The following is a 24,255-nucleotide window of genomic DNA, read 5'->3' on the forward strand; positions in this document are numbered from 1 at the left end:
GGCGCGGGCGCGACTACTCGTCCTGCGCGGCGGCCTTCGACGGATCGATCTCCTCCTCGGGGCGCTCGTCCACGGTGGCGTCCTTCCACGTCTCACCCGCGCCGAGCTTCCACTCCGAGGGCACCGGCTCCACCTTCCATACGTACGTGGCCGACGCGGTGCCTCCCGTGGAGGCGCGCGAGGACACCTTGAAGGTGATCTCCATCTTCGACACCTCGCTGGGCACCAGGTCCATGTCGTAGTGGCCCAGCACCATCTGCGGCGGGAACTCGGAGATGTAGCGCTCGGGCCAGTCCGTCTTCATGGACGGATCACCACCGCGGATCTCGCCCACCAGCTTGCCCTTGGCATCGGTGAGCTTCCACATCGTGTCGAAGGCGGCGCTGGTCATCATCTTCTTCACCTTGCCGTCGTCCTTCATCTCCCGCTGGGCGCCCCAGAGCAGCAGCCGGAAGCGCACCTGTGGGGTGCCCTGCACCATCTCCACGTCCGCGCCGATGACGTCCAGGCGCATGCCCCGATCGGTGGCCGTCCACAGCGGCTTGTAGCGACCGTTGCGGAACGAGTCGAACACCTTGCGGGTGTACTCGTAGACGGCCTTGCGGTCCGCGGACTTCTCGTCCTTGCCACCCTCGGCCCGCCGCTCCAGCTCCTGCAGGTAGGTGTCGAACTCCTTGTTACCCTTGTAGCGGTCGAGGTGGCCGTTGACCTGGTCGAAGTAGACCTTGAAGAAGGGGGCCAGCTCCTCCCGATACGACTCCTCGTCGGGGTTGCTGCGCATCCACCCCACCCGCTCCAGGTAGTCGCTCTGGATCTTGACCCGGTCCGCCTCGCGCTGAGCCTCCTGGGCTTGGGAACTCAGCCGCCGGTAGAACATGACCGAGCCGAGAATCACCCCTGCGACGATGACGAGAACACCAAAGTAGCGCTTCACTCAGAGACTCTCCTGATGCGTTCGGGCGCACAGTGATATGAGAATTCCCCTGAGTGATCCAGGCCACGGGAATCCACCTGTTGACGGTACCGCTTCCCCTCGAAGAGGGGGGGCTGCTGGACGGCACCCAGGTCGCCTATGAGACCTATGGGGAACCGTCAGGCGAGAACTCGGTGGTGTTGCTGCACGACCTGGCACAGTCGCACCGGGCGCTCGGGCCCCTGGAGGGCTCGCCCTACCAGCCGTCCGGGTGGGGCCGGGAGCTCATCGGCGACAAGCGCCCGTTGGATCCCACCAGCCAGCACGTGCTCTCGGTGAACCTGCTGGGCAGCCCGTTCGGCACCACCTCCCCGCTCACCGAGGATCCCTTCACCGGGCAGCAGCTGGGCCCGGCGCTGCCGCTGCTGACGGTGCTGGACATGGCGCGCACGGTGGCGGCGCTGCTGCGGGCCCTGGGGCTCAAGCGGGTGCGGGCGGTGCTGGGCGTGGGCCTGGGAGGCCAGGTGGCCCTGCGGCTCGCGGCCCTGTTTCCCGAGATGGTGGGCGGCGTGGTGGCCATCGGCGCGGCGCGCACGCTGCCCGAGCAGCTGCGGGACCGCATCGGCATGTTCCACCAGATGCTCTGGCTGGACCCCGAATACAAGGAGGGCTTCTACACGGCGAACGAGGGCCCGCGGAAGACGCTGCGCAAGCTGCGCCTGGAGTACCTGCGGATGCTCTACGGGCGCGAGAACCTGGTGGCCCGCTACCGCGACATCGACGTGGCCGAGAAGGCGCTGGAGGCGGACGCCGAGGCGTTCAGCGCCTCCTTCGACGCCAACGCGTGGAGCCTGCTGTGTACCGCCTACGCGGGGTGTGACCTGACGGAGTTCCTGCCGAAGATCCAGGCCAAGGTGCTGCTCATCGCGGGCGTCTCGGACGTGCTGGCGCCGCCGGCCCGGGTGCGGGAGACGTACCACCTGCTGAGCGCCGCCGGGGTGAACGCGCGCTACCACGAGCTGCAGGGAGCGGGAGACCACGGCGCGCTGCTCACCGAGACGCGCCGCATGCACGGGCCGGTGCGCGACTTCCTGCGCCGGCTGCGCTGAGCTACTTCCCTACGGGGGGCGCCGCCAGCCGGGCGCGCAGGGCCCCCACCAGCATGCCGATGGCGATGTCGTTGTTACCGCCGTGGGGGATGATGATGTCGGCGTGGTGCTTGGACGGCTCGACGAAGCCCATGTGCATGGGGCGCACGTGCCGCAGGTACTGGCTGACGACGTGGTCGAAGTCGCGGCCCCGGTCCTTGATGTCGCGGGTGAGGCGCCGGAGGATGCGCAGGTCGTCATCCGCGTCGACGTAGATCTTCACGTCCATCACGTCGCGCACCTCCTTCATATGGAGCACGAGGATGCCCTCGATGAGGATGATGTCCCCGGGGTCCACGCGAGCGGTGTTCGGCATGCGCGAGGAGGTGCGGAAGTCGTAGACGGGCTTCTCGATGGCGTGGCCGCGCTTGAGCTCGTGCAGGTGCTGGACGAGCAGGTCGGTGTCGAACGCGTCCGGGTGATCGAAGTTGACCTGGCGCCGGTCCTCGATCGCCATGTCCTCCAGGTCCCGGTAGTACGAGTCCTGATCGATGAAGGCGACCCGGCAGTCGGCCAGTGCGTCGCGGACCTTCCGGGCCACAGTGGTTTTGCCGGAAGCGGTACCGCCCGCGATGCCCACGACGAGGGGTGACGACATGGCGGGCCACCTACCGCAGAGGCAGGGCCAGCGCAAGGTGGTGTCCTGGGGTGGACACTTTCTCGCCTGCCCGGTTTGTCCTTGCGGAGATTGCATGGATCACTAGATTTTCCTCAATTTCTCAATAAACAAGGGGGCATCATGAGCCTGTCCTCGCAACGCCGTGGCTTCAATTGTCTCGAGCTGATGGTCGTGCTGGTGGTGGCCGGAGTTCTGCTGGCCATCGGCCTGCCGCGATTCCACCGGGCGCAGACCCACGCCCGCCAGTCCGAGGCCATCACCAACCTCAAGAGCCTGCACGCGAGCATGAGCCTGCAGCAGAGCAAGCCCTACAACATCCACGTCCCTGGGTTCGATCCGCCTCGTGGCAATCGCTACAGCTACTCGCTCGAAGCGCCCTGCTCGAGCGCCGAGGACCGGAGCAGCCTCAACGCCATGCAGAACATGTCGGATCGGTGCATCGCGGTCGATACCTTCGCCCACCCGACCTTCCCGTGGCTCTTCAACGTCAGCGAGCTGGCGGCGGCGAGCTGGGACGGCGACGCGACCTCCGTCGGAGTGAGCACTCAGGCAGGCATCTACGGCATCTGCGAGTACCCCTTCTGGGACTACCTCGCCTACGCGGCCGGCGATGTGGACGACGACGTCATGGACACCGCGGACACCTGGGCCATCGCCTCGGCCGATGGCGAGCTCATGGCCATGTGCCCGATCGGCTCCCCGACCCTGGTCCCCGCGGGCGAGCCGTTCATGGTCGTCGACGACGCCGACTGCAACTGACAGTCGCTGACAACCAGGCCACCGTGTGCTCGGGGGAGCGATCTCCCGAGCCTCTCTCGGATGGCCCTACATGCGACGTGGGAGGGCCTCCTCCCCCAGGATGGCCTGAACGATCTCCTCCAGCTTCACCGTGGCTTCGGTGTCCGGCTTGGCAACTTCCACTGCCAGGGCCTCTTCTCCGATGTCCTTCAGGTTCATCCCATGTCGGGCAAAGGTCTCCCTGAGGGACTGCCGTTCGACTCCGCTCTCGAGCAGGTAGTGAGCGGCTCGAAGGGCCAGCACCGCGTTGGACTGGAGCAATGGAGTGACCGTCGCGAACTCGGTTCGCCACTCCTCCCCGAAGGCTGCAGACATGAAGGCAAAGGCCCTTGCCATTTCGTGGAGCCCCAGGAGCAACGGGTTCTTCGCCTGGCCCAACACGAGGTACCGCAGGAATTCGAGCTGGTCGTGCCAGAGCTGGCGCGCATGCCCGGCGGATCGCGCGCTCACAGGCTCCGAGGCGAGCACCCGAATGGCGCTCAATCCCGTGCGCACGAGATGCCGGCTGGGCTCGAGCAGCTCGCCGTCGACGCGGAAGCGCGCAAGCTGGCGCTGCTTGAACAGCCGAGCCCGGGCGTCTCGCCATTGCTGAACAGGCTCCTCGAACCCCGCCAGGACAGCCCCGGTGAAGCGGAACGGCCACGACACGGGCCTGTAGGGGTTGACCTGGGAGAGGACCCCTTCTTCTTCCGTCGCGAGCATCCGGATGTACCACTGCCACACGGCCTCACGAACCTCACGGGTGCGCATTCCCCATGAGGGACTGGTGACTTCGGGCTTCAATTCCACTCCACAGCCGACCAGGAAGAAGGGCATCTGGCTCTTCCTCTCCGCCAGCTTCATCGTCGCCTCGATGGCCTCCAGCTGAATCCCCCGGAGAGGCAGGACCACGAGCAGCTCGTTCAGAGCCGCACGCTGTGCAGACCACTGCCGTTGGTTGGCGGGCTGCGTCTCCTCGGCAAGCCAGACCGCGAACTCGATGGCGACACGTTGCCCGTCTGGACGATCGAGGAGTACACCGAAGGCTTTTCGGAACCACTCGGGCAACTCCCTGCGACGCAGGGACTCCAGGACCTCCTGCGCGGGAGGGGTTGTGGCCTGCTGGCTCCTCGCGGCCCAGGAGACCGCCTCCTCCAGCCTCTCGGCGTACCTCACGATGGCCAGGACCCAAGGCAGCAGTGCGCGCTTTCCCGTCCACTCTTGCGCATCGAAAACAGGTGCCGCTTCCCGAAGGGCGCGCAGGATCCAGTCCTGATCTTTCTGGAAGCCGACCCAGCCGAATACCTCCTCCAGAACCGCCGCGGAGGGAATGCGCTCCAGCACCCGGAGCACGGCTGGGAACTCCAGTACCGCCAGGAACCTCAGCCGTTGAGTGATGTCTGCCGACAACCGGATGAAGTCGTTGCGCTGTTGCCACAACCGCGTCGGGTCCTTGCGCTGCAAGAACGCCTTCTCCTCTTCGCGCAGCGATGCCAGGAGGTGCTGCTCACCCGAGTAAACCTCCACGTAGGCTTCAATCTCTTCTGGGACTTCTTCGAGCACGGCAACCCAACGACTCCGCAGTTCCGCATCCGCCTGGCAACTCGCGAGGAAGGCATCATCAAACGCCATCCAGTCGCTTGCGCGGCGGTGAGCGAAGGCCTCGCTCTGATTCAAGACCTTTGCGGACACGGCTCCCAGCGCCGTGGCGTGACCGATCTCCTTGGCAAGCAAGCGCTTGGCAACGCGCGTCATGGCCCCTTCACCCGCATCGCCAGTGATGCAGTGGGAAAGGGCTTCGATGAGCGGCTGGAGCTGTGCGTTCGCCCTGCTGGAGAATTCACGTTTGAGCCGAAGCGCCGCAACCGCCAGGGCCGCCGTGTCCCCCGAGTCCGGGAGGGGCCCGACGAATCCCCTCCACCATGCGAGCAGCCCTTCACGGAGCGTGCTCAGGTCTGGCAGCGTGGCAAGGAGGTCCTGCTCCTCCTTGCGGAGTCGGGCTTCGTACGAAGCCACCTCGATCCTGTCCCAGTCGAAGCGAGGGTCTTTCATGGAGGATTGGGCACCGTGCGTGGACGAGCCATGAAGGCGTCCAGCGGGAGGGCCTTGGCCCAATGCTGGAGCAGCGGCTCTCGGACGGGCTGAGCGTGCGGAAGGCGGATCACGGTCGTGCCGCGATTCCCCAGTTCATTCAGAGAAGATCCCAGCATCCAGACCGTATCCTCATCCAGCACGAGGAATCGGTCGTGAACAGGCGGCTTGTCCCCCATGCCCACCCGGATCTCGATATCCAACGAGGGGTCCTGAGCGCGCACCTGGCGCAACGCATCCGCGAGCAAAACGCCATGAGTGAAGGGGCTGTCCTCCTCGGGCTTCTTCTCGAGATACTCCTTCGAAGTCATGATCTGCATCTTCGCCCCACGGACGCTGAGCGCGAGTGCGTACCGAAGGAGCTCCGTCCAGCCAAAGTAGGCGTCGATGACGAGGACATCCTGGCTCGCATTCTGGATGAGCCCTCGGATGAACTTCGTGGCTTCTTCCACATGGCCGTCGAACCACCGTTGGCCCAATTGGAGAGCATGCTTCCGCCGTCGGAAGTCCTGGTCATCCTCGAGGATCGCATCGAGTGCGGGGCGGAGAACCTCCTCGCTGGTGCTGGTAAGGACTTCGCCGGCACCGGCGATGGATACCGAATAGGTCTCGCTCCCCCGCTTGCGCGAGCTCGCCGGAACGGAGACCTGGCGAACCGTGCGCTCCACATGCACGCTCAGTTGCACCTGGCGGGCGAACACCGAGGGCGTGCTGGCATACAGCAGCCCATGGGTCTCACTGACGATCTCATAGGGAACCGTGTGCGGATCGCATGCCAGTTGCAGCGTCGTGAGCGAGTGCTCGAGCGGGACGACATGAAGGGCCATGGAGCCCGTGGGCCGCTCCTGCCGTATGTGCAAGCGGAGCCCCGAGAGAGCCCGTCCTGGCCATCGCTGCACCTGCAGAAAGAGCTGGGAGGGATCCTCCGCGTTCAGCCGCGTGTGGACCTTCCCGAACACCGGATTGGTCAGCACCAGGTGGATCGACCCAAGCAGACGCGGCCGCTCGAAGATATCGACAGGAAAGCGGTCCTTCAGCCACTCCCGAGCCATATCCTCGGACCGCTCATCCCAGGCCGAGACCGTGAAATTCTTGCTCTCGGCGATGAGCTGGTGGCGCCGCGTCCCGCCTGGACGGTGTCCCCAGAAAGGAGCCTGGCTCCAGAAGGACGACTCTGATTCGAGCACCACATGAGGCCAGGGCGGTTCCTCGGCGAACGATGGGAGATGGAGTGTGAAAGGCGCCTTGTCTGGCGAGCGTTCCTTCTCGTAAGCGGTGCGAGGAACCGTCCCCTGCCCCGCGGCACAGCGCCGGTACCATTCGAGCGCCTCACGAACCGGGAGCCGGACACGGCGCAGGTTGAGCTCGTGCCCTGACTTGCCAAGCCGGACGTACGAGTCCTTGTCTCGATGGTCCACAGGAAGCTCAGGGCCGAACTCCAGGTTCTCGTGTAGAAGTTCGACGACCGCAAAGACCAGGAGGCGCTTGTCCTCGGCATCGACACGGTCATACAGCAGCGTGAGCTCGGCTCCGGCGAAGTCCTCCTCCGCGCGCGCCAACACATCCACAGCAGGCAGATTCTGGATCGAGGACATGCGTCTTCCTCCTCGCTCGTGATCAACGCCCGCCCGCCGCACGGTCGTTGCGGTAGATGACGCCCTCCTTCATCACGAAGAAGACCTGCTCGGTGCGGCGGATGTCCTGGAGCGGATCGCCCGGCACCGCGATGACGTCGGCCAGCATTCCGGCCTCCAGCGCGCCCAGCGTGTCCGCCACCCCGAGCAGCTCCGCGTTGACGGTGGTGGCGGTGCGCAGCGCGTTGGCCGGCGTCATGCCCGCCTCCACCAGCAACGCGAACTCTCCCGCGTTCTTGCCGTGGGAGAAGACTCCCGCGTCCGTGCCAAAAGCGATGCGCACGCCGCTGGTGATCGCCGTGGCCAGGGTGCGCCGCGAGGCGGCGTAGGCCGCCTGGAACTTGGGGATCTGTTGCGGCGCCAGCAGCCCCTTCTCGAAGCGCTCACGCACGCCCCTCAGCGCCATGGCCGTGGGCACGTAGTACGTCCCCTTCTTCTTCATCAACGCCAGCGCCTCGTCGTCCAGGAAGGAGCCATGCTCGATGGAGTCCACCCCCGCGCGGACCGCGCGCCGGGCGCCTTCCGCCCCGTGGGCATGCGCGGCCACCTTGCGCTTGCGCGCGTGGGCCTCGTCCACGATGGCGTCCAGCTCCGCCTGGGTGAGCTGTGGCGAGTCCACGTCGGCGTTGAGGCTGAGCACCCCACCCGTGGCGCACACCTTGATGACGTCCGCCCCATATTTGATGTTCTCGCGCACCTTGGCGCGCAGGGCCTCGGGGCCATCCGCCACTCCCCGCCCCACCTCGTCGGCCAGCAAGCCCTTGCGCCACGAGTTACCCTCATCACAGTGGCCGCCAGTGGTCCCCAGCCCCGTGGTAGCAGCGATGATGCGAGGCCCCTCCGCGTTGCCCCGACGAATGCCGTTGCGCAGCCCGATGTCGATGAAGTCCTCGGCGCCCAGGTTGCGCACCGTGGTGAAGCCCGCCCTCAGCGTGGCTCGCGCGTACGGCAGCGCATCCAGCGTGCGCTCGGCGGTGGTGCGCTGCATGTAATCGATGACGTCCTGCCGCCAGTCTTCCCCTGGCTCACCGGTCAGGTGCGTGTGAGCGTCCATGAAGCCGGGCAGCAGCGTGGCATCTCCCAGGTCCAGCACCTCGGCCCCGGCGGGCACGGTGGCGCGCGCGCCCACCGCCGTGATCTTCCCGTCCACCACCACGACCAGCCCCGGAGTGACGAGCTTGCCGGCCTTCGCGTCGAAGAGCCGTGCGGCCTTGAGGACCCGAGGCTTGGAGGGCTCAGCGGCAGAGGCGCCCCACGCCCAGAACAGCGCGACCAGCAGGAAGTATCGCATGGCGGCACATTCCGGAGACTTCACACCACTGAGTCAAGGCTGGCGAAGCTATACTCCCGCGCATGGCTCGCCTGGCATTGCTGGCGGGCCACTCCAACCAGGCCGGGGGTTGGAACCACCCAAGGGGGGTTCCATGAACCATCACCGAAAGAGCGAGCTGTTCCCGAAGAATCGCGTGTTGCGGCGCACCCTGTACCGACTGCTGCTCACCGCACCCTCGCTCCCACTGGCGGCCTGCAACGGAGACCCCGAATGTGTCCGGGGGCCGATCACGCTGACCACCGAGAACATCCAGCTCAAGCCGGACGGAGGCGTGTCGTGCGACACCTGCCCCGAGCATCCCGAGGGAGCCCCGCTGACCAGTTGCGGCACCCGCACTCCGGACGGAGGCACGAAGTACCTCTCCTGTAGCTACATCACCTGCTCCAACGATGGTCGCCGGCCCGAGGGACTCCAGGAAGCCCATCCGCACGAAGGAGCGGACTGTGAGCTGGGCGCCCTCTTCGCACACGTGGCATGGCTGGAGGCCGCCTCCGTTCCCGCCTTCCTCCGGCTCGCCGACGAGCTGGCCGCCCACGGCGCCCCGGAGGCTCTGGTGCAGGCGGCGCGGCGCTCAGCCGGAGATGAGGTCCATCACACCCGCGCCATGCAGGCGCTCGCCCTGCGCCACGGAGCGCGCATGCCCGAGGTGGACATCCGCCCCTTCGAGCCCCGCTCCCTGGAGGCCATGTGTACCGAGAACGCCGTCGAGGGCTGCGTGCGCGAGACCTTTGGCGCCCTGGTCACGGGCTGGCAGGCGCGCACCGCCGGTGACGAGGAGGTGCGCCGCGCGCTGCGTCCCATCTCGCGAGACGAGTTGCGCCACGCGGAGCTGGCCTGGGCCGTCGATGCCTGGGCCGCCGGACGCCTCACCCCCGCGCAGCGCGAACTCCTGCTCCAGGCTCGCCGCGAGACGCTGAGCGCGCTGGAGCAAGAGGTGAGCAGCCAGACTCCTCCCGCGCGGCTCGTGCGCGAGGCGGGTGTCCCCTCTCGGGAGCAGGCCTTGAACCTGCTCCAGGGGCTCACCGTGCTGGTCGCGTAATCCCTTGCATCTTCGCGTCCACCGCTCCTAGATTGAAACCAGTTGCGAATCGGCACCAGTCGATTCGCAGCTGACAAGTCCCAGCCCTGGGAGCGCACACATGTCGGTCAATGAAACGCACACCGCGAACCTGGCGCGGTACCCACACCTCCAGGCGCTGCTGGACCGAGTCGTCCGCGACGGAGAGCAGGCGGGAATCACAGCGGCGGTGAAGATTCCGAACGCCGCGCCCAGCTGGCTGGCGGCCGGCAAGATCGCGCTCGACACCGAGCTCCCTTTCGGTCCGGAGACGATCTGCCGGATCGCCTCCATGACCAAGCCGGTGACCGGGCTGGCGGCCCTGCAGCTCATCGAGAAAGGCGCGCTCGGGCTCGACCAGCCGATCGCGGAGCTCCTTCCGGACTTCAAGCACATGCGGGTCGCGACCGGAAACGGCTCCGAGACCCGACCTGCCAGCAGACCCATCACCGTGCGCCACCTGCTCACCCTCACCGCTGGGATTCCGCACGTCTGGCAAGAGGGACCCGCCGCGGAGCTCTACCGGCGAAACGGCCTCGATTGTCTGGGCAACTTCCGCCTGACCCCACCGCACGAAGGAGAGCTGCCGCCGCCGCGCACGCTCGAGGAGTTCGGTACGCGCATCGCCAGCCTGCCACTCGCCGCCGACCCGGGAACCCAGTGGGACTACGGGCTCGCCCTGGATGTGCTGGGCCTGGTGATCCAGCGCGCATCGGGGCAGCGCTTCGAGGACTTCCTGCGGACGCACCTCTTCGAGCCGCTCGGCATGGTCGACACCGCCTTCTACGTCCCCGCCGAGAAGCTGCCGCGCCTGGCCACCAACTACGTGCGAAAGAATGGCGCGCTGGCCGTGCAGGATGATCGCAAGGCCAGCCTGTTCACCACGCCGCCAGGAGTGCCGTCCGGTGGCGGCGGTCTCGTCTCGACCGCCCGTGACTTCGCGCGCTTCTGCCAGATGCTGCTCAACGAGGGCGAGCTGGACGGCGTGCGGATCGCCCAGCCCGAAACCCTTCGGTTGCAACGGACGAACCTCATCCCCGACGGCATCGAGCACCCCGAGTTCGTCCTCGATCGGGCGGACTGGGGTGGAGGCATCTGCATCGAGACGCCACAGAGCGTTCGTCCCGGGGGCCTGAACGTCGGCGCCTACGGGTGGACGGGCGGCGTGGGCGGCACGACGTTCTGGGTCGACCCCAAGGCGCGCACCTGGGTCGTCGTCATGGTGCAGCGGCAGATCACCGGCCCGGAGGACACCTTGATCGATGAAGTGCGCGCAGCGGCCCGAAAGGATCTCGAACCCTGAACCCTTCGGCGACCCAATACCCGACAAAACAGACTTTGTCGAAACACGTGTTTTATTAGTCTTTCAATCAAAACCTAGTCATTGCTCCCTCTGGGCTTCACGAAAAAAGAAAGTATGTGACGGACAGTGTGAACTCCCTGTTGACCATTGATACCGAGTGCGTTCACAGTGCATCCGCTTCACTTCACCATCCCCCGAGGTTTCAAATGATTTCAGGTATGATCGTGCGTCGCTGGGCTCTCGCCGGCGGCTTGACGCTGCTGGCCGGTTGTGGTCCCGAGCTCGTCGAGGAGAACCCGACGCCGGTAACGTCCAGTGAGCAGGAGATCGTCGGCGGTACCAACACGACGATCGAGGCCAACCCCTGGCAGGTGTCCCTACAGAGCTCCTCCGGCTCGCACTTCTGCGGCGGCTCCATCCTCAACGCCAACTGGGTCGTCACCGCGCAGCACTGCGTGAACTCGGGCGGCACGATCTCCAAGCCGGGCCGCATCCTGGCCGGCAGCACCTCGCGCTCCGGCTCCGGCCAGACCAGCACGGTCGCCGAAGTCGTCGTCTACCCGGGCTACGTGGATGCCAACGTCGGCAAGGACGTGGCGCTGCTCCGCCTTACCACCCCGCTCACCCTGAACAGCACGACCGTGAAGGCCATCCCGATGGTCACCTCGGCTGACGCGTCCGCGGGCCTGACCAACGCGGGCGTCGTCTCGCGCGTCACCGGCTGGGGTACGCTCACCAGCGGCGGCAGCACGCTGCCCACCACGCTGCAGACCGTGGACGTGAACATCGTGAGCAACAGCTCGGCCCAGTCGTCCTACCCGAGCGAGACCATCGGTGCGGACCAGCTGGCCGCGGCTGCTCCTGGCAAGGACTCGTGCCAGGGTGACAGCGGTGGTCCCCTCACCGTGGTGAAGGGCAGCGGCCGCGCGCTGGCCGGCGTCGTGAGCTGGGGTTACGGCTGCGCTGACGCGCGCTACCCGGGCATGTACGCCCGCGTCTCGCACTTCGAGACGTGGATCACCGGGAAGATCAACGGCGTCACGCCTCCGACGACGACGCTGCTCTCCAAGACCGGCCTGTCGGGCGCGACCGGCAGCTTCCAGCACTTCGCCATCACCGTCCCGGCGGGCACCACCAGCCTCACGGTGACGCAGGCGGGCGGCACGGGCGACGCGGACCTCTACGTCCGCAGCGGCTCGCAGCCGACGACGACGACGTACAACTGCCGCCCGTACCTGGGCGGCAACGCCGAGACCTGCTCGTTCAGCAACCCGGTCGCCGGCACCTGGTACGTCTCCGTGCGTGGCTACTCGGCGTTCTCGGGCGTGTCGCTGACCGCGACCACCCCGTAATCGCGCGTCCGTTCTGACTCACGGCGGCGCTGGTCTCGCGAAGAGGCCGGCGCCGCTTTTTTATTTCCAGCTTCTCGACTATCCGCTCCAGCATTGGGAGGGATTGGCAAGCCTCAGCCGCGACGCACCAGCCCACGGCCCAGGGCCTCGGCGAGATGCGCTGGGGCGATGTCCTTCTCCGGCACCGGACCTTGGGAGAGCGAGCGCAGCACGTCAGTGAGGCGCGGTGGCACCGTCTGCACCTCCAGCCCTCCGGTACGCTTCTGGCGAACGGCGAAGCGCCAGGGCCTCGCCACCGTGCGCCGTGCCGTCTGCGCCAGCGCCTCCAGCCCGCTCACCTCCAACATGCCCCCCGCCCACGCCCGTCCCGTGAGGTGGCGACGCAAAGCGCGCGCGGCGTAGATCAACTCAGACAGATCCGCTGGGAACGTGCCCACCCGCACCGCCTCCACCAGCCCCACCTCTCCCGGTTTCGGAGGAACCACCGGCCGCTGCATCACCGAGGGCAGGAACGTCTCGAAGGAGACCGCCGCCGCCATTCCATCGTCGGGCTGCTCGCGCAGGTACCGCCGGGCGAAGGCCATGAAGGTCTGCCCCAACGAGCGCCCCAGTCCCTGGAACAGCTCTCGGAACTCCGACGAAGCGGTGAAGGTCAACAGCCCCTCGCGCGTCCCCGCCAGGAGCAGGCGGGAGATCGGAAAGTCTCGATCCAGCTGCTCGGCCACCACCGCCAGGCGGAAGCTCGTCTCCTCCTGGCTGCCCTCCACGTCATCGGCCACCACCGGTCGCCGCGCGCCATAGCCCAGATCGAATAGCTCCCAGGGTCGGCTCACGTTGCCCAGCGGCGGCGGAGGGGTCTCCACCGGCGTGAGCGTCAGGGGCTCCCTCTCCTCCAACGGCACCAACTGGCGCAGGCGCTGCAACGTGAGCATCGCCACCTCCGGCGGGTGTCCGTCCCCCTCGAAGGTGACGGCACGCAGCGAGGTGCAGCGCGGCAGCACCTTCTCCAACATCAGGAACAGCTCCTCGCGCACCGGCTGCGTGTGGTCATCCACGTAGAAGCGGCGCGGCCCCCGGCGCGTCACCACGCCACCTGCGATGTGGAGCTCAATCACCCGGTCGAACGGGAAGCCTTCGAATCCGGCGTCCAGCGGTAGCTCCGCCGCGAGCTGGTAGCTGAGCAGGTGCCCCATGTCGATCAGCAGCGGCAGCCCGGTGCGCCCCTGCAGCCGGGCCATGAAGTCCAGCACGTGCATGTCTCCGCGCCGTGCCAGCACCGAGGGGTTCTCCAGCGCCAACGGCACGCTCAGCCCCGCCTGCACGTGGAGCGCGTGCGCCGCGCAGTCCTGCAGGCCCTCGTTGGTCAGCGGCGGACAGATGTAGAGGTAGCCCGGCAGCGCCTGCCCCCCCGCGTGCCACCACCCCACGTCGTTGCCCACCCAGGGACTGCCCACTTCCCTCGCGTGCGCGTCCAGATCGGCCAGGGCCTCGCTGCTCTCGAGTTCCGGCCCATAGAGGTTGAGATGCACCGGGTGGAACAGCACCGGCACCACCTCGCGGTTCCGGTACATCTCCGGAAACAGCGAGGCGTGCTCCTTCGTCTCCGCCAGCGAGAGCGGAGCGCTGTACTCCACGAAGTCGAAGAGCTCGGGATCCTCTTGGAGCAGCCGATACGGGTGCGGCTGATCGCTGGCGCTGAGGTTGCTGCTCAGGCCAAGGCCTCGCCACGGCAGCGTCCAGGACTGGGGGGAGCGGGACATGCCCCTACCCTACCCGAGCCCTCCGCCGCCCTCACGCGTCGCGTAGCCAGTTCCCCTGGAACGAGGGCGTCCGTATCCCGTTCGTGATGCGGGTGCTGCCCAGCTCGCCCCACCGCGCGTTGTATTTGATGAACTGCTGGTTGTTGAGCGGCCGCGTCTTCTCGCCCACGTTGATGACGCCACCTCCCTGGAAGCCCGCCGCCGTGCCCTTGCCGCCCGCCCAGGTGAACCACCGGTAGCTGGCGTTCGTCTCGCAACTGCTGGAGCCCATGCCCACCTCCTCGATGGTGGAGTCGCAGATCTGCTCGGAGCGGTAGCTGGCGTGGCTGCCGTCGGCGATCCACACATAGGGGTGCGTCGTGTTGAACCACTGCACGTCCGCCTTCGCGAAGTAGTCCACCTTGCTGTGGTGCGCGTAATGCACGCCCGACACCGAGTAGTCCGCCGCGAGCCGCACGTTGATGTGCTCCCAGTCCGACTCATGGTTGAAGCCCGCGGGACCGTCGTTGTACGGGAAGAAGTACCAGTACTGGACATTCACTCCGCCCAGCGAGTTCTTGTACACGTGCCCGTACACCTTCCAGTCGGCGGGCGTGGTGCTGCCGTTGTGGGTGACGTCATTCGGCGGCTGGAGGAAGAACGACTCGTTCTCGTTGAAGCCATCCCCGAACGAGTTGCGCGTCGTGCTGGTGTGCGCGCAGATCCAGTCCTTCTCGCTGTGAGAGCGATTGATCAGGTTCGTCTGTGTCACGGCGCCCAGCTCGAGGATCTGGCAGTCGGGACAATTGTCGTGATGGAAGCGCATGTGGACGCGCGACAGGTACCAATCCACGTTGGCGGGCTTCGTCCAATCGAGCGACCACGGCAGGTAGAGCACGGGCGCGTGGCGCTGCAGCAGACAGTTCTCCACCCCGTCATCCAGCCCGTCCGCATCCGCGTCCACCGAGGACTCCGCGCACCCCGCGACCAGGCGCTGCTTCGCGGTCACCCGCTCGGACTCCAGCGCGTCTTCTTCCGTGCCACCACAACCGGACACGAGCCATACACCGCTTACGACAGCGAACATCCACGCGCTTCGACGCAGCATCTTTCCCCTCCCGGCCGAGGGCGCGGATGCTACACGGGAGGACATGTTCCACCGCAAGGGGCCCACGTTCTTCGAGCTGGCGCAGCAGGCGCTGTCCTCCGTCGAGCGCGGCTACGATCTGCTCGCGCCCAAGTTCGAGTACACGCCCTTCCGCACCCCGGACCCGGTGGTGAAGACGACCCTGGAACAGGTGGGTCCGCCGGGCTCCATCGATCGTGCGTTGGACCTGTGCTGCGGCACCGGCGCGGCGATGCGCTACCTGCGTCCGCTCTGCCGCCAGGAGGTGGTGGGCGTGGACCTCAGCCAGGGCATGCTCGACGAGGCGCGCCAACAACTGGCGGACGCGCCCGGGCAGGCCCGCCTCACCTTCGTCCAGGCCAACGCGCTGGAGCTGCCCTTCGAGGCCGAGTTCGACGTGGTGACGAGCTTCGGTGCCTTCGGTCACATCCTCAAGGAGGACGAGCCGCGGATGGTGCAATCCGTCGCCCGCGCGCTGCGCCCTGGAGGCCGCTTCGTCTTCGTCACCGCGCACCCACCCTCGAAGCTCCACCCCGTGTATTGGATGGCCAAGGGCTTCAACGCGGCGATGCGCGTGCGCAACGCGCTCTGGAAGCCGCCTTTCGTCATGTACTACCTGACCTTCCTCGTGCCGCGCGCCCGCGAGCTGCTCCAGGCGCACGGCTTCGAGGTGGAAGTACGTAACGGGCTCATGCCCCCACCCTTCAGCTCCTTGAGCGTCGTCATCGCCACGCGGCGGTGAGCCCTCACGCGGCGGCGACGGCCTCGCTCATGCCCCGGGCGACGAGCTCCCCGCAGACCCGCGCCGGAAAGCCGATGCGCAGCCGCGCCCCACCCTCGGGCCGGTTCTCGGCGATCAGGGTGCCGCCGAACTGCTCCACGAACTCACGCGACAGCGACAGCCCCAGGCCCGTGCCCTTCTCCGGCCCCTTCGTGGTGAAGAACGCCTCGAACAGCCGGCCGAGCACCTCCGGCGGGAAGCCCGGGCCGTTGTCCTCCACCAACAGCAGCACGGAGGAATCCTCCACCCGGCCCGACACCCGCACCTCGCCGTCCACGCCCCCACGCGACTCCAGCGCGTCCCCGGCGTTCACCAGCAAGTTGAGGATGACCTGAGCCAGCTTGCGCCGCACCACGTAGACGCCCGGCAACTCCAGGGGCACTTCCACCTTCAGCCGCGCCACGTGCTTGAGCCGCACCGAGGCCAGCCGCGTCGCGTCCTTCACCACCTCCGCCAGCGAGCACTCCGTGGGCACCTCCGCCGCGTCCATGCGCGAGAAGCCCTGCAGATCCGAGACGATCTGCCGGATGCGCTCCAGCCCCGAGCTCACGTCCTGGAAGGCCTCGCGCAGCTCCTCCTTGGACTTCACGGGCTGGCTGAGCACCTCCCGCTCCAGGAAGCCGGCGTTGGACTGCACATAGGCGATGGGGTTGTTGAGCTCGTGCGCCACGCTGGCCGCCAGCCGCCCGATGGTGGCCAGCTTCTCCGACTGCGTCCGCCGGCGCTCGCTCATGGCCAGCTTCTCCAGCGCCTCGCGCCGCGTGCGCTCCAGCCGCATCTCGTCCTCCAGGTGCTGAGCCTTCTGGAACTGCACGCCCCCGTACATGCCGAAGAACATGATGCACACCACCATCGCGGCCCACATGACGCCCTGCATCACCGGCTCACCCGACTGGTGCAGCAGCCAGCCCCCGGACAGCGCACTCAGTACGCCGCTGGTGAAGGCGGCCTCCAGGTAGGTCACGCTCACCATGGCGATGATGAGCGGCAGGCTGGGAAAGAAATAGAAGTACGGGCTCTCGGTGTGCCCCGTCAGGAGGATCAGCCCCGTGAAGCACACCGTGGCCACCACGCCATAACTGGCGCTCAGCACCCGCGCGTACGGCGGGCGCAGGTGGGCGATCACCAGCGTCGTCCCTACCAGCGCCAGGGACCACAGCACCCGGATCCCCAGCGGCGCCAGGCTCAGGCGCTGGAGGATGACCAGGTCCAGCCCGTAGAGGGCGACGATCACGACGGCGAACACCAGCAGCGTCTGCTTCCGCCGGCGCATCACCTCGTCTTCTACGACCTGCTGGAACATGAGCCCTCCTCGCCGCACTCACTGATAGCGGTGCTCACGCCCCAGCTGCAATCCCACTAAATCATTACGTTGGTGACACAACAGGAGCATCCACCCTGGGAGCAATCCTGGGCCCTTTGCCTACATAGACCTACTGTGCGGGCTCCATGGACTCGTCCTGATCGATGAGGCCCTGCTGCAGGGCCAGCGTGCGCAAGTGGGCCTTGATGCGCTGGAACTGCTGGCGCAGGGCGGTGGCCTTGCGGCTGAGGGCGGCGGAGGTGGGAGCCGTGTCCTCATCCCACATGACGCGCGCCACCTCGGTCCAGGCCAGCCGCTGATCCACGCGCAGCAGCAGCAGCATGCGCTCCTCGGGCTCGAGGCTCTCGCGCAGGGCGCGGAAGCGCTCCTTCACCGAGGTGCGCTGCCAGGGGCGCGTGTCCGAGCGGTGCTTCAGGGCCTCGTCCGGAATGCCAGAGGAGCTCACCGGCGTCTCCCGCGCGGCGGGGGCGTGCGCCAGTTGGTAACAGGCGTTGCGCGCCAGGCGATAGGACCACGTGCGCAGCGAGCTCTCCCAGCGAAACGCCGGAAGTCCCTTGAGGAGGCTCTCACAGAAGACGCTGAAGGCATCCTTGGCCAGCTCCGGGTTGTGGAGCACCGAGGCCATCAACCGCATGATCTCCATGCCATAGCCCTGCAGCGTGCGCTCTACCGCCCGCCCGATGTCTCCGCTCTGGCACAGTTCCCGAACTTCCTGCTCCACCCGCTCCCGATCGGTGCTCATCGTCATCCCTTGCGTGTTCATGGCTTGCCCCTCTCTGCAGGAGTGACGAGCCGGTGTTTGTGATGCTCAAGCGGGACTGACGGGTGGTCGGTCCCCCCCCAACTCTCGGAACTGGCGCTCCAGGCTCTCCCGGGCCCGCCTCGCGAAGCCCGCGGCGCCCTGGCGATCCGCTACGTCCAGCGCGTGCATGAAGGACACGGTGGCAGCCGGCTCGTGACCCAGCGCGCGGAGCAGCTCGCCTTCGATTCGGTGCAGCTCCACCTCATAGGAGTGCTCGCCCAGGGCATCCACCCACCCCAGGGCGTGCGTCACCGCGGCCAGTCCCTGCTGGAACTGCCCCAGCTTGAAGTGCAGCTCCGCGAGCATGCCGAGGAACAGGGGCATGCCGGCACGGACGCCCGCGTTGCGCCACCGGCCCAGGTTGGCCTGCAGCAGCTTCAGGGCCTCGGCTGGGGCGCCCCGCTCGGAGATGACCCAGCACTTGATGAACACGGACCAGCCCAGCCAGAGCCGGAACCGGTGCTCGCTCGAGAGCGCGATGCAGCGCTCCACCCAGTCGCGAGCACACTCCGGCTCGTTGCGGAGCTGGCAGCCCAGCGCCACATACGTCAGCGCGAAGGCCAGGGTGTGCGCATGGCCGATCTGCTCTGCCAGCCGCACCGCCTCCTCGCCGTAGGCGCGGGCCTGCGCCTCGCGGCCGGTGGCGGACTGGACGACGGAGCCATAGGCCAGCGCGGCCACCCGCGGGTTGATCCACTCCTTCACGGACAGGACGCGGTGGTGCTCCAGATCGAAGTCCGAGAACTCCAGCGCGCGCTCCACGTGCGTCAGGGCGCTCGCCATGTCGCCCCGGTTGAAGCAGTTGGTGGCCATCATCCGGTGGCCCAGCGCGATCAGCTCCGCGCTGTGCTGCCGATCCCCCTGAGCCACGACCAGCTCCGCCAGCTCCTGGGCCACGTGGAACTTGGCGCGCATGAAGTAGTAGGCGAACGAGCCCCAGGTGGGCACGTGCAGGCGCGGCAGCGCGTCCTCCACCTGGCGCAGCAGCTCCATCACCCGGTCATAGGTCTGCTCCACCTCGCGCGAGCGCACGCTGCGCGTCTGCATCAGCGGCACTCCCAGGGTCACCAGCAGCCGCAGCTCCTCCTCCGTGCGCTGGGCGGCATCCGGCTGGCCGCGCAGCAGCCGCAGCGCCTGGTTGAGGTGGCTGATGGCCTCCACGTTCGCCGAGCGCAGGCTGGCGCGCTCTCCCGCCTTGGCCCAATACCGGATGGCCAGCTCCACCTCCCCCGCCTCCGTATAATGGTGGGCGAGCATCTCGGGCTGGGTCTCGGCCAGCTCGGGGAACTGGGCCGACAAGGCGTGGGCGATGCGCCCGTGGTACTCGCGCCGGGTGCGGCGCAGCAGGGACTGGTAGGCCGCGTCCTGGAGCAGCGCGTGGCGGAACTGGTAGCGAGGGCCGCTCGAGTCCTCCACCGTGTGGAGCAGGCCCGCCTGGAACAGCCCGGAGAGATCCTGGGTGAGCGCCATCTCGTTGCGCGCCGAGAGCGTGGCGAGCAGGGCATGGCTGAAGCCGCGGCCCACCACGGCGCAGAGCTGCGCCAGCGACTTCTGCCGCCGGGGCAGCATGTCCAGGCGGGCCAACAGCAGCCCACTCAAGGTCAAGGGAACCGAGGAGGCCTCCGTCGTGGTGGGCGTGGAGGGCTTCTCCATCACCATGCGCGTCATCTCCTCGATGAACAGAGGGATGCCGTCCGTCTTCGCCACCAGGTGCTCGATGGTCTCCTCGGGCAGGCTCTTGCCGCTGGCCGATTGCCGCACCAGATCCGCGGTCTGGTGCGGGGCGAGCCGTTCGAGCGCCACTTCATGGAGCCAGGCGCGCCGGGGCCAGGAGGGGCGGAAGTCCGGGCGGGCGCTCAGCAGCACACAGAGCCGGGCCTTCTCGGTCCGCTCCAGCAGGAAGCCCAGCAGATCCAAGGTGGAGGGATCGGCCCAGTGCAGATCCTCGACGACGGCGAAGACGGGGCGCTCCTCGGTCGTGCGCTGCAGCAGCGTGGCCAGGGCCTCGAAGGTCTTCTCCTTCAGGCGCTCGGGCGTGAGCCGCAGGTGGGGCGACTCCTCGGCCACGGGCAGCGAGAGGAAGGTGGCCAGCAGATGAATGTGCTCGGGGGGCAGGCCCCAGACGCGCATGCGCCGCTCCAGCTTGCGCAGGTTCTCCTGGGGGCTGCCCTCGGGATCGAGCCGCAGCAGGTGCTGGAGCAGCTCGAGGATGGGGTGCAGGGCGCTGGTGCTGAACTGGGCCCAGCACTGGCACCGCAGGCGAAGGGCCTCCCCGGGAAGGATGCGCTCGTGCTGCTCCTGGATGAGGCGCGACTTGCCGATGCCGGCCTCGCCGCGCACCAGGACGAAGCGGCCTCGGCCTCCACGGGCCTCCTCCCAGTGCTCGTGGAGCTGGCCCAGTTCGGCCTCCCGACCCACCAGGGGCGTCACCGGCTCCACGGCATGGGTCCGCTCGAAGCGGCTGTAGGTCGGCGTCTCCCGCACCAGGCGGTGCAGCTCCAGCTTCGCCACCCCGGCCAACCCCTGGAAGGAGTGCGGGCCCAGCGGCTCGGTCCGGAAGGCGGCGCGCACCAACCTCCAGGTGGTGTGGCTGAGGCACACCGTGTCGGGCGCGGCCTGCCGGGCCAGCCAGTGGACGATCTTCGGGGCCTCGCCCTGGAGCGCGGAGGTGTGTCCTCGGAGCTCGGGCGGGAGGTTGTCCAGCACCACGGTGTCCGTGTGCAGCCCCACCTTCACGGTGAGCTTGCGGCGCGGCAGGTAGGGCAGCTTCTGCTGAATGGCCGTGCCCAGGTGCGTGGTGAGCGCCAGCGCCGCGCGGGCCGCCTTCTCCGCGTCCTCCTCCCGGGCCTGCGGGTAGCCGAAGCAGGCGAGCACCTCGTCTCCGACGCACGTGGTGATGGAGCCGCCGTGCTGCTGGAGGAGCTCCGAGCAGCTCTGGTGGAAGGCGCCCTCCAGCTCGCCGAAGTCCTCCGCATCCAGGTGCTCGGCGAGGCCGGCGAGATCCGCCAGCCAGCACGCCACCAGCGTCACCTGCCTGCGCTGCGGCCCCAGGCTGCGCGGCTCGTCCCGCCAGGGCGCCAGGGTCTCCTCGATGCGACGCAGCCGCTCACGGACCTCGTTCGCCGTCTGCAGTCGGCCCGAGGGCTGCTTGACCAGCATGGCGGCCACGAGCTGCGCCAGCTCCTCGGGAACCTCGGGCCGCAGCGCGCGCACCGAAGGCACCGGCTCCTCGGACAGCACCCTCTGGCGCAGCTCGGCGATGCTCCCCTCGGGATAAGGCGGCTCTCCGGTGATCAGCTCGTACAGCATGACGCCGGCGGCCCAGATATCGGTGCGCTCACCCTGGTCCTCCCCCCGCCACTGCTCCGGCGCCATATAGGTGGGGGTCCCCGCGATCGGAATATGCGGCATCGCCGGGAACATGGCGGCGGTGAGGTACGCCAGCCCGAAGTCGAGGATCTTCACCTGGCCCTTCCGGGTGATGAAGACATTGCCGGGCTTGAGGTCGCGGTGGATGACGTGGTGCTCGTGGGCGTGCGCCAGGCCCGCCGCGATGGCGCCCATCATCTCCACGGCCTTTCGCAGCGAGGGCCGCTCCCGCCTCACGACCGACGAGAGCGCCTCCCCTTCCAGGCACTCCATCACCAGGAAGGGCACCTTGGGCTCCCAGGGCGCACCGCTCCACTCGGCCACGTCGAAGATTCGGACGATGTTGTCGTGGTCCAGCTGGGCCACCGCCCGCGCTTCCTGCCGGAGCAGGTTGCTCATGGGTGCCTCGGCGGCCCCCTCGCGCGGAAGCAGGAATTTGAGGGCCACCACGCGCTGCAGCTCCTCGTCCCGGGCCCGGAAGACCAGGCCCATGGCACCGCCTCCCAGCTCCTCGAGGATCTCGAAGCGGCGGCCATCCAGGCCGCCCATGTGCTCCCCCCGCCCGGGCACGCGCAGCGGGACCGAGACCTGGGCCACCTGCTGCAATAGGGAATCCTCGAGGTCTCCTTCCTCGAACTCTTCTTCCTCCGCGGGCGTGATCCCTTCCGCTCGCTCGTCTGGATGCTCGTCGCCTTGACGCATGTCTTCGCCCCCCGGTGCTCCCTGCCGAAGCACCTCGGCGCAGCGCCTCGATTCACCTTAAGGTCCGTCCCAGAGCCCAGCAACGCGCCCTGCCCCCCAGGGCGAGGGAGCGGTCGCGAACACACGAGCGGACGGCAGCCTGTCCCTCCCTGGGCAACCCCCGAGTTCAGCGAATGGGACGCTGAAATGCCTTCAATACCCGACGCGGTGGCCCGTCATCACACAGGGGGACCCTGGACTCGATCCGGATAGAACCACTTGGAAACAAAGGCAGGCGACACCATGAGCACCATCCTCCTCGTCGACGATGAACAGGAAATGCTGGACCTCTTCACCGAGGTGCTCGAGCAGATGAATCACCATGTCCTCGGCGCCCGCGACGGCTGTGAGGCGCTCAGCCTGGCGCGAACGGCCGCCCCGGATCTGGTGGTGACGGACTGGAACATGCCGCGCATGTCGGGGCTGGAGCTGTGCCACGAGCTGCACGCGGACGAGCAACTGCGAGACATTCCCATCATCCTCCACAGCTCCGCGGGCAACCCCCACGCTCCGGGAGTTCAGTTCGTGCCCAAGAGCTGTGCCCTCGAAGAGTTCGAGGCTCTGGTGAGCAGGTTGCTGGCCAGCGCGTACTCGCGACAACCGAGCGCTCCATGCAGCCAGGAGTCCTGCGGCCCACCGGCCGCTCCGAAGCAGAACGCGTACCTGGCGCATGAGTCATTCCAGATGCGCGCGGAGCACGAGACGGAATATTCCGCGTCTCACTAGCTCGCGCGGCGCCACCCGGAGGCCTCCTTGACACGACCTGGAGCCGCCATAGCAGCATGGCTCCTCCATGGAAGCTCCTTACACTTGGAACAGATTGATCGCGTGCCTCAGTGCCGTGGGGCTCAAGGATGAGGCCACGGCGTGGGCCTTCGTCCGCGATGAAGGGCTGGTGCGCGACGCGCCCGGCGATCGCGAGCAGTTCTGCGAGGTCGTCCGCGAGCTGCGCGAGAACGAGATCACAGGCCCATCGCCTTGGGCGCAGATCTCCCGCGAACTCATGAACCGGGGAATGACGCTGAAGGCGGCCGCGGAGCGTGACCCGAACGCCGAGACCGCCCGGGCCCATCTGGAGCAATGGCGGGCGAGCGCGAGCCGTCGAAAGTAGGCGACGCGCCCCTCTCCTGCCTGGCAGGCCCCACTCCCGAGCCAAAGGTTCCCGAGGCTTCCGTCACAACCCGATGGAATCCCCTCCTCCCTGATGGACCTTCCAGGGAGCGCGTCGGATGGAGCGATGGGGATGGAGTCGGGGAGCGATGGCGCTGGTGTTCCTCTGCGCGAGCGGCGTGGGGACTCTGGCTCACGCATCCGAGAGCTCCCTGGAGGCCACGGCGCCCTTCCTGGGCGTCGTCATCCCGCACGACTCGGTGGACCTGAGCTCGAAGTTCGAGAGCCGGCTGGAGCGCCTGGAGGTCGATGTCGGGGACACCGTCCGCCAGGGGGAGGTCGTGGCGCGGCTGGACATCCACCCCGTGGTCCAGGAGCTGGCGGCGGCACGCGCCTCGCTCCAGAGCTCTCGCGCCGAGGAGCAGGCCTCGGGCCTCGCGCTGGCGGAGGCCCGGGAGAAGAAGAGTCGGCACTTCACGCCCCGCTCGCTGGAGCTCGGTGTCTATTCAAAGGAGGAGCTGGCCACCCTCCGCTACCAGGAGCGGACCGCCCTGGCGCGCCTGGAGGCCTCTCGCGCCCGGACCCGGGAGCAGCAGGCCCGCGTCGCGGAGCTGGAGCGGAACGTGAACGAGGCGGCGCTCGTGGCGCCCTTCGACGGCATCGTCGCCACGCGCCCCGTGAGCCCGGGAGCCCGCGTCGCCGCGGGGCAGCCCATCCTCCGGCTGCTGGGAACGGGCGGCTGGAAGGTCCGCTTCGCGGTGCCCGAGGAGGAGGCCCGCCAGCTCGAGCCCGGCTCGCCGCTGGAGCTCTCCCTGCAGCAGCGCCAGCAGACGCTGGCGGGACACGTGGAGAGCATCGCCCCCGAGGTGGACGCGGCCGCGCGCATGGTGTTCGCCATCGCCGCCTTCGACGCGCACCCACCCGAGACGGTCTCCACCGGCATGGTGGTCCACGTCCAGCCGGGTCCCCGGCAGGGCGCGATCGGCCAGCGCGAATCCAGCGATCCCATACCGACGCGGAGCGGGCGGTAGCCCTC

At 67.9% G+C, this 24,255-nt stretch carries 19 protein-coding genes; 9 read left to right on the top strand and 10 right to left on the bottom strand.

Annotated elements, in window-relative coordinates:
• Positions 1-13: 13 nt before the first annotated feature.
• Positions 14-934, bottom strand: coding sequence for a hypothetical protein (locus SYV04_RS16770; RefSeq protein WP_321546798.1), 921 nt, complete (start codon positions 932-934; stop codon positions 14-16).
• 53 nt (positions 935-987) lie between these two features.
• Between SYV04_RS16770 and SYV04_RS16775 the strand changes: the two genes are divergently transcribed.
• On the top strand, positions 988-2,022 hold the full coding sequence (locus SYV04_RS16775; protein ID WP_321546799.1) for an alpha/beta fold hydrolase: 1,035 nt from the start codon (positions 988-990) through the stop codon (positions 2,020-2,022).
• Position 2,023: 1 nt separating this feature from the next.
• Here SYV04_RS16775 and udk read toward each other — a convergent pair whose 3' ends face one another.
• Positions 2,024-2,659, bottom strand: coding sequence for a uridine kinase (gene udk / locus SYV04_RS16780; protein WP_321546800.1), 636 nt, complete (start codon positions 2,657-2,659; stop codon positions 2,024-2,026).
• Positions 2,660-2,800: 141 nt separating this feature from the next.
• Between udk and SYV04_RS16785 the strand changes: the two genes are divergently transcribed.
• Entirely contained in the window at positions 2,801-3,439 is a 639-nt protein-coding gene (locus SYV04_RS16785; RefSeq protein WP_321546801.1) for a prepilin-type N-terminal cleavage/methylation domain-containing protein, read from the top strand.
• A 66-nt stretch (positions 3,440-3,505) separates the two neighbouring features.
• Here the strand turns inward: SYV04_RS16785 and SYV04_RS16790 are convergent, their stop codons facing one another.
• From SYV04_RS16790 to SYV04_RS16800, 3 genes are read right to left on the bottom strand one after another with little or no spacing between them, the layout of a single operon-like run.
• The gene (locus tag SYV04_RS16790; protein ID WP_321546802.1) at positions 3,506-5,509 is read right to left on the bottom strand and encodes a hypothetical protein; all 2,004 of its coding nucleotides are present in this window, start codon (positions 5,507-5,509) and stop codon (positions 3,506-3,508) included.
• On the bottom strand, positions 5,506-7,185 hold the full coding sequence (locus SYV04_RS16795; protein ID WP_321546803.1) for a VPA1262 family N-terminal domain-containing protein: 1,680 nt from the start codon (positions 7,183-7,185) through the stop codon (positions 5,506-5,508). Before SYV04_RS16795 ends, SYV04_RS16790 begins: the two co-directional genes overlap by 4 nt.
• Complete coding sequence (locus SYV04_RS16800) at positions 7,166-8,473, bottom strand: metal-dependent hydrolase family protein (RefSeq protein ID WP_321546804.1); 1,308 nt, start codon at positions 8,471-8,473, stop codon at positions 7,166-7,168. The genes SYV04_RS16795 and SYV04_RS16800 overlap by 20 nt, the downstream gene beginning before the upstream one ends.
• Positions 8,474-8,606: 133 nt before the next feature.
• Between SYV04_RS16800 and SYV04_RS16805 the strand changes: the two genes are divergently transcribed.
• The 3 genes from SYV04_RS16805 (at position 8,607) to SYV04_RS16815 (ending at position 12,227) form a co-directional block, all read left to right on the top strand.
• Positions 8,607-9,554, top strand: coding sequence for a hypothetical protein (locus SYV04_RS16805; RefSeq protein WP_321546805.1), 948 nt, complete (start codon positions 8,607-8,609; stop codon positions 9,552-9,554).
• Between the two features lie 100 nt (positions 9,555-9,654).
• Positions 9,655-10,875, top strand: coding sequence for a serine hydrolase domain-containing protein (locus tag SYV04_RS16810; RefSeq protein ID WP_321546806.1), 1,221 nt, complete (start codon positions 9,655-9,657; stop codon positions 10,873-10,875).
• Between the two features lie 218 nt (positions 10,876-11,093).
• Positions 11,094-12,227, top strand: coding sequence for a trypsin-like serine protease (locus SYV04_RS16815; RefSeq protein WP_321546807.1), 1,134 nt, complete (start codon positions 11,094-11,096; stop codon positions 12,225-12,227).
• Positions 12,228-12,340: 113 nt separating this feature from the next.
• Here SYV04_RS16815 and SYV04_RS16820 read toward each other — a convergent pair whose 3' ends face one another.
• Both SYV04_RS16820 and SYV04_RS16825 read right to left on the bottom strand, forming a co-directional pair.
• On the bottom strand, positions 12,341-13,987 hold the full coding sequence (locus tag SYV04_RS16820) for an MbnB/TglH/ChrH family RiPP precursor modification enzyme (protein ID WP_321546808.1): 1,647 nt from the start codon (positions 13,985-13,987) through the stop codon (positions 12,341-12,343).
• A gap of 31 nt (positions 13,988-14,018) precedes the next feature.
• Positions 14,019-15,074: a hypothetical protein gene (locus tag SYV04_RS16825; RefSeq protein ID WP_321546809.1), complete on the bottom strand. Its 1,056-nt coding sequence runs from the start codon at positions 15,072-15,074 to the stop codon at positions 14,019-14,021.
• A 43-nt stretch (positions 15,075-15,117) separates the two neighbouring features.
• Here SYV04_RS16825 and SYV04_RS16830 point away from each other — a divergent pair, with 43 nt between their 5' ends.
• A complete protein-coding gene (locus SYV04_RS16830; RefSeq protein ID WP_321546810.1) occupies positions 15,118-15,834 on the top strand; it encodes a class I SAM-dependent methyltransferase in 717 nt (238 codons plus the stop codon).
• Between the two features lie 4 nt (positions 15,835-15,838).
• On the opposite strand, the gene SYV04_RS16835 is transcribed toward SYV04_RS16830, so the two are convergent.
• From SYV04_RS16835 to SYV04_RS16845, 3 genes are all read right to left on the bottom strand, one after another.
• Complete coding sequence (locus SYV04_RS16835; protein WP_321546811.1) at positions 15,839-17,176, bottom strand: sensor histidine kinase; 1,338 nt, start codon at positions 17,174-17,176, stop codon at positions 15,839-15,841.
• Positions 17,177-17,306: 130 nt separating this feature from the next.
• Positions 17,307-17,960 carry an RNA polymerase sigma factor gene (locus tag SYV04_RS16840; protein ID WP_321546812.1) on the bottom strand — a complete coding sequence of 218 codons (654 nt, stop codon included), beginning with the start codon at positions 17,958-17,960 and terminating at the stop codon, positions 17,307-17,309.
• A gap of 45 nt (positions 17,961-18,005) precedes the next feature.
• Positions 18,006-22,070, bottom strand: a complete 4,065-nt coding sequence (locus tag SYV04_RS16845) for a protein kinase domain-containing protein (protein ID WP_321546813.1) — start codon at positions 22,068-22,070, stop codon at positions 18,006-18,008.
• A 282-nt stretch (positions 22,071-22,352) separates the two neighbouring features.
• On the opposite strand from SYV04_RS16845, the gene SYV04_RS16850 reads away from it, so the two are divergent.
• The 3 genes from SYV04_RS16850 (at position 22,353) to SYV04_RS16860 (ending at position 24,250) form a co-directional block, all read left to right on the top strand.
• Positions 22,353-22,835 carry a response regulator gene (locus SYV04_RS16850; RefSeq protein ID WP_321546814.1) on the top strand — a complete coding sequence of 161 codons (483 nt, stop codon included), beginning with the start codon at positions 22,353-22,355 and terminating at the stop codon, positions 22,833-22,835.
• 94 nt (positions 22,836-22,929) lie between these two features.
• Positions 22,930-23,220 carry a hypothetical protein gene (locus SYV04_RS16855; protein WP_321546815.1) on the top strand — a complete coding sequence of 97 codons (291 nt, stop codon included), beginning with the start codon at positions 22,930-22,932 and terminating at the stop codon, positions 23,218-23,220.
• Between the two features lie 148 nt (positions 23,221-23,368).
• Positions 23,369-24,250: an efflux RND transporter periplasmic adaptor subunit gene (locus SYV04_RS16860; protein WP_321546816.1), complete on the top strand. Its 882-nt coding sequence runs from the start codon at positions 23,369-23,371 to the stop codon at positions 24,248-24,250.
• Positions 24,251-24,255 lie beyond the last annotated feature (5 nt).

The organism is Hyalangium ruber, assembly GCF_034259325.1.
GTDB lineage: Bacteria > Myxococcota > Myxococcia > Myxococcales > Myxococcaceae > Hyalangium_A > Hyalangium_A rubrum.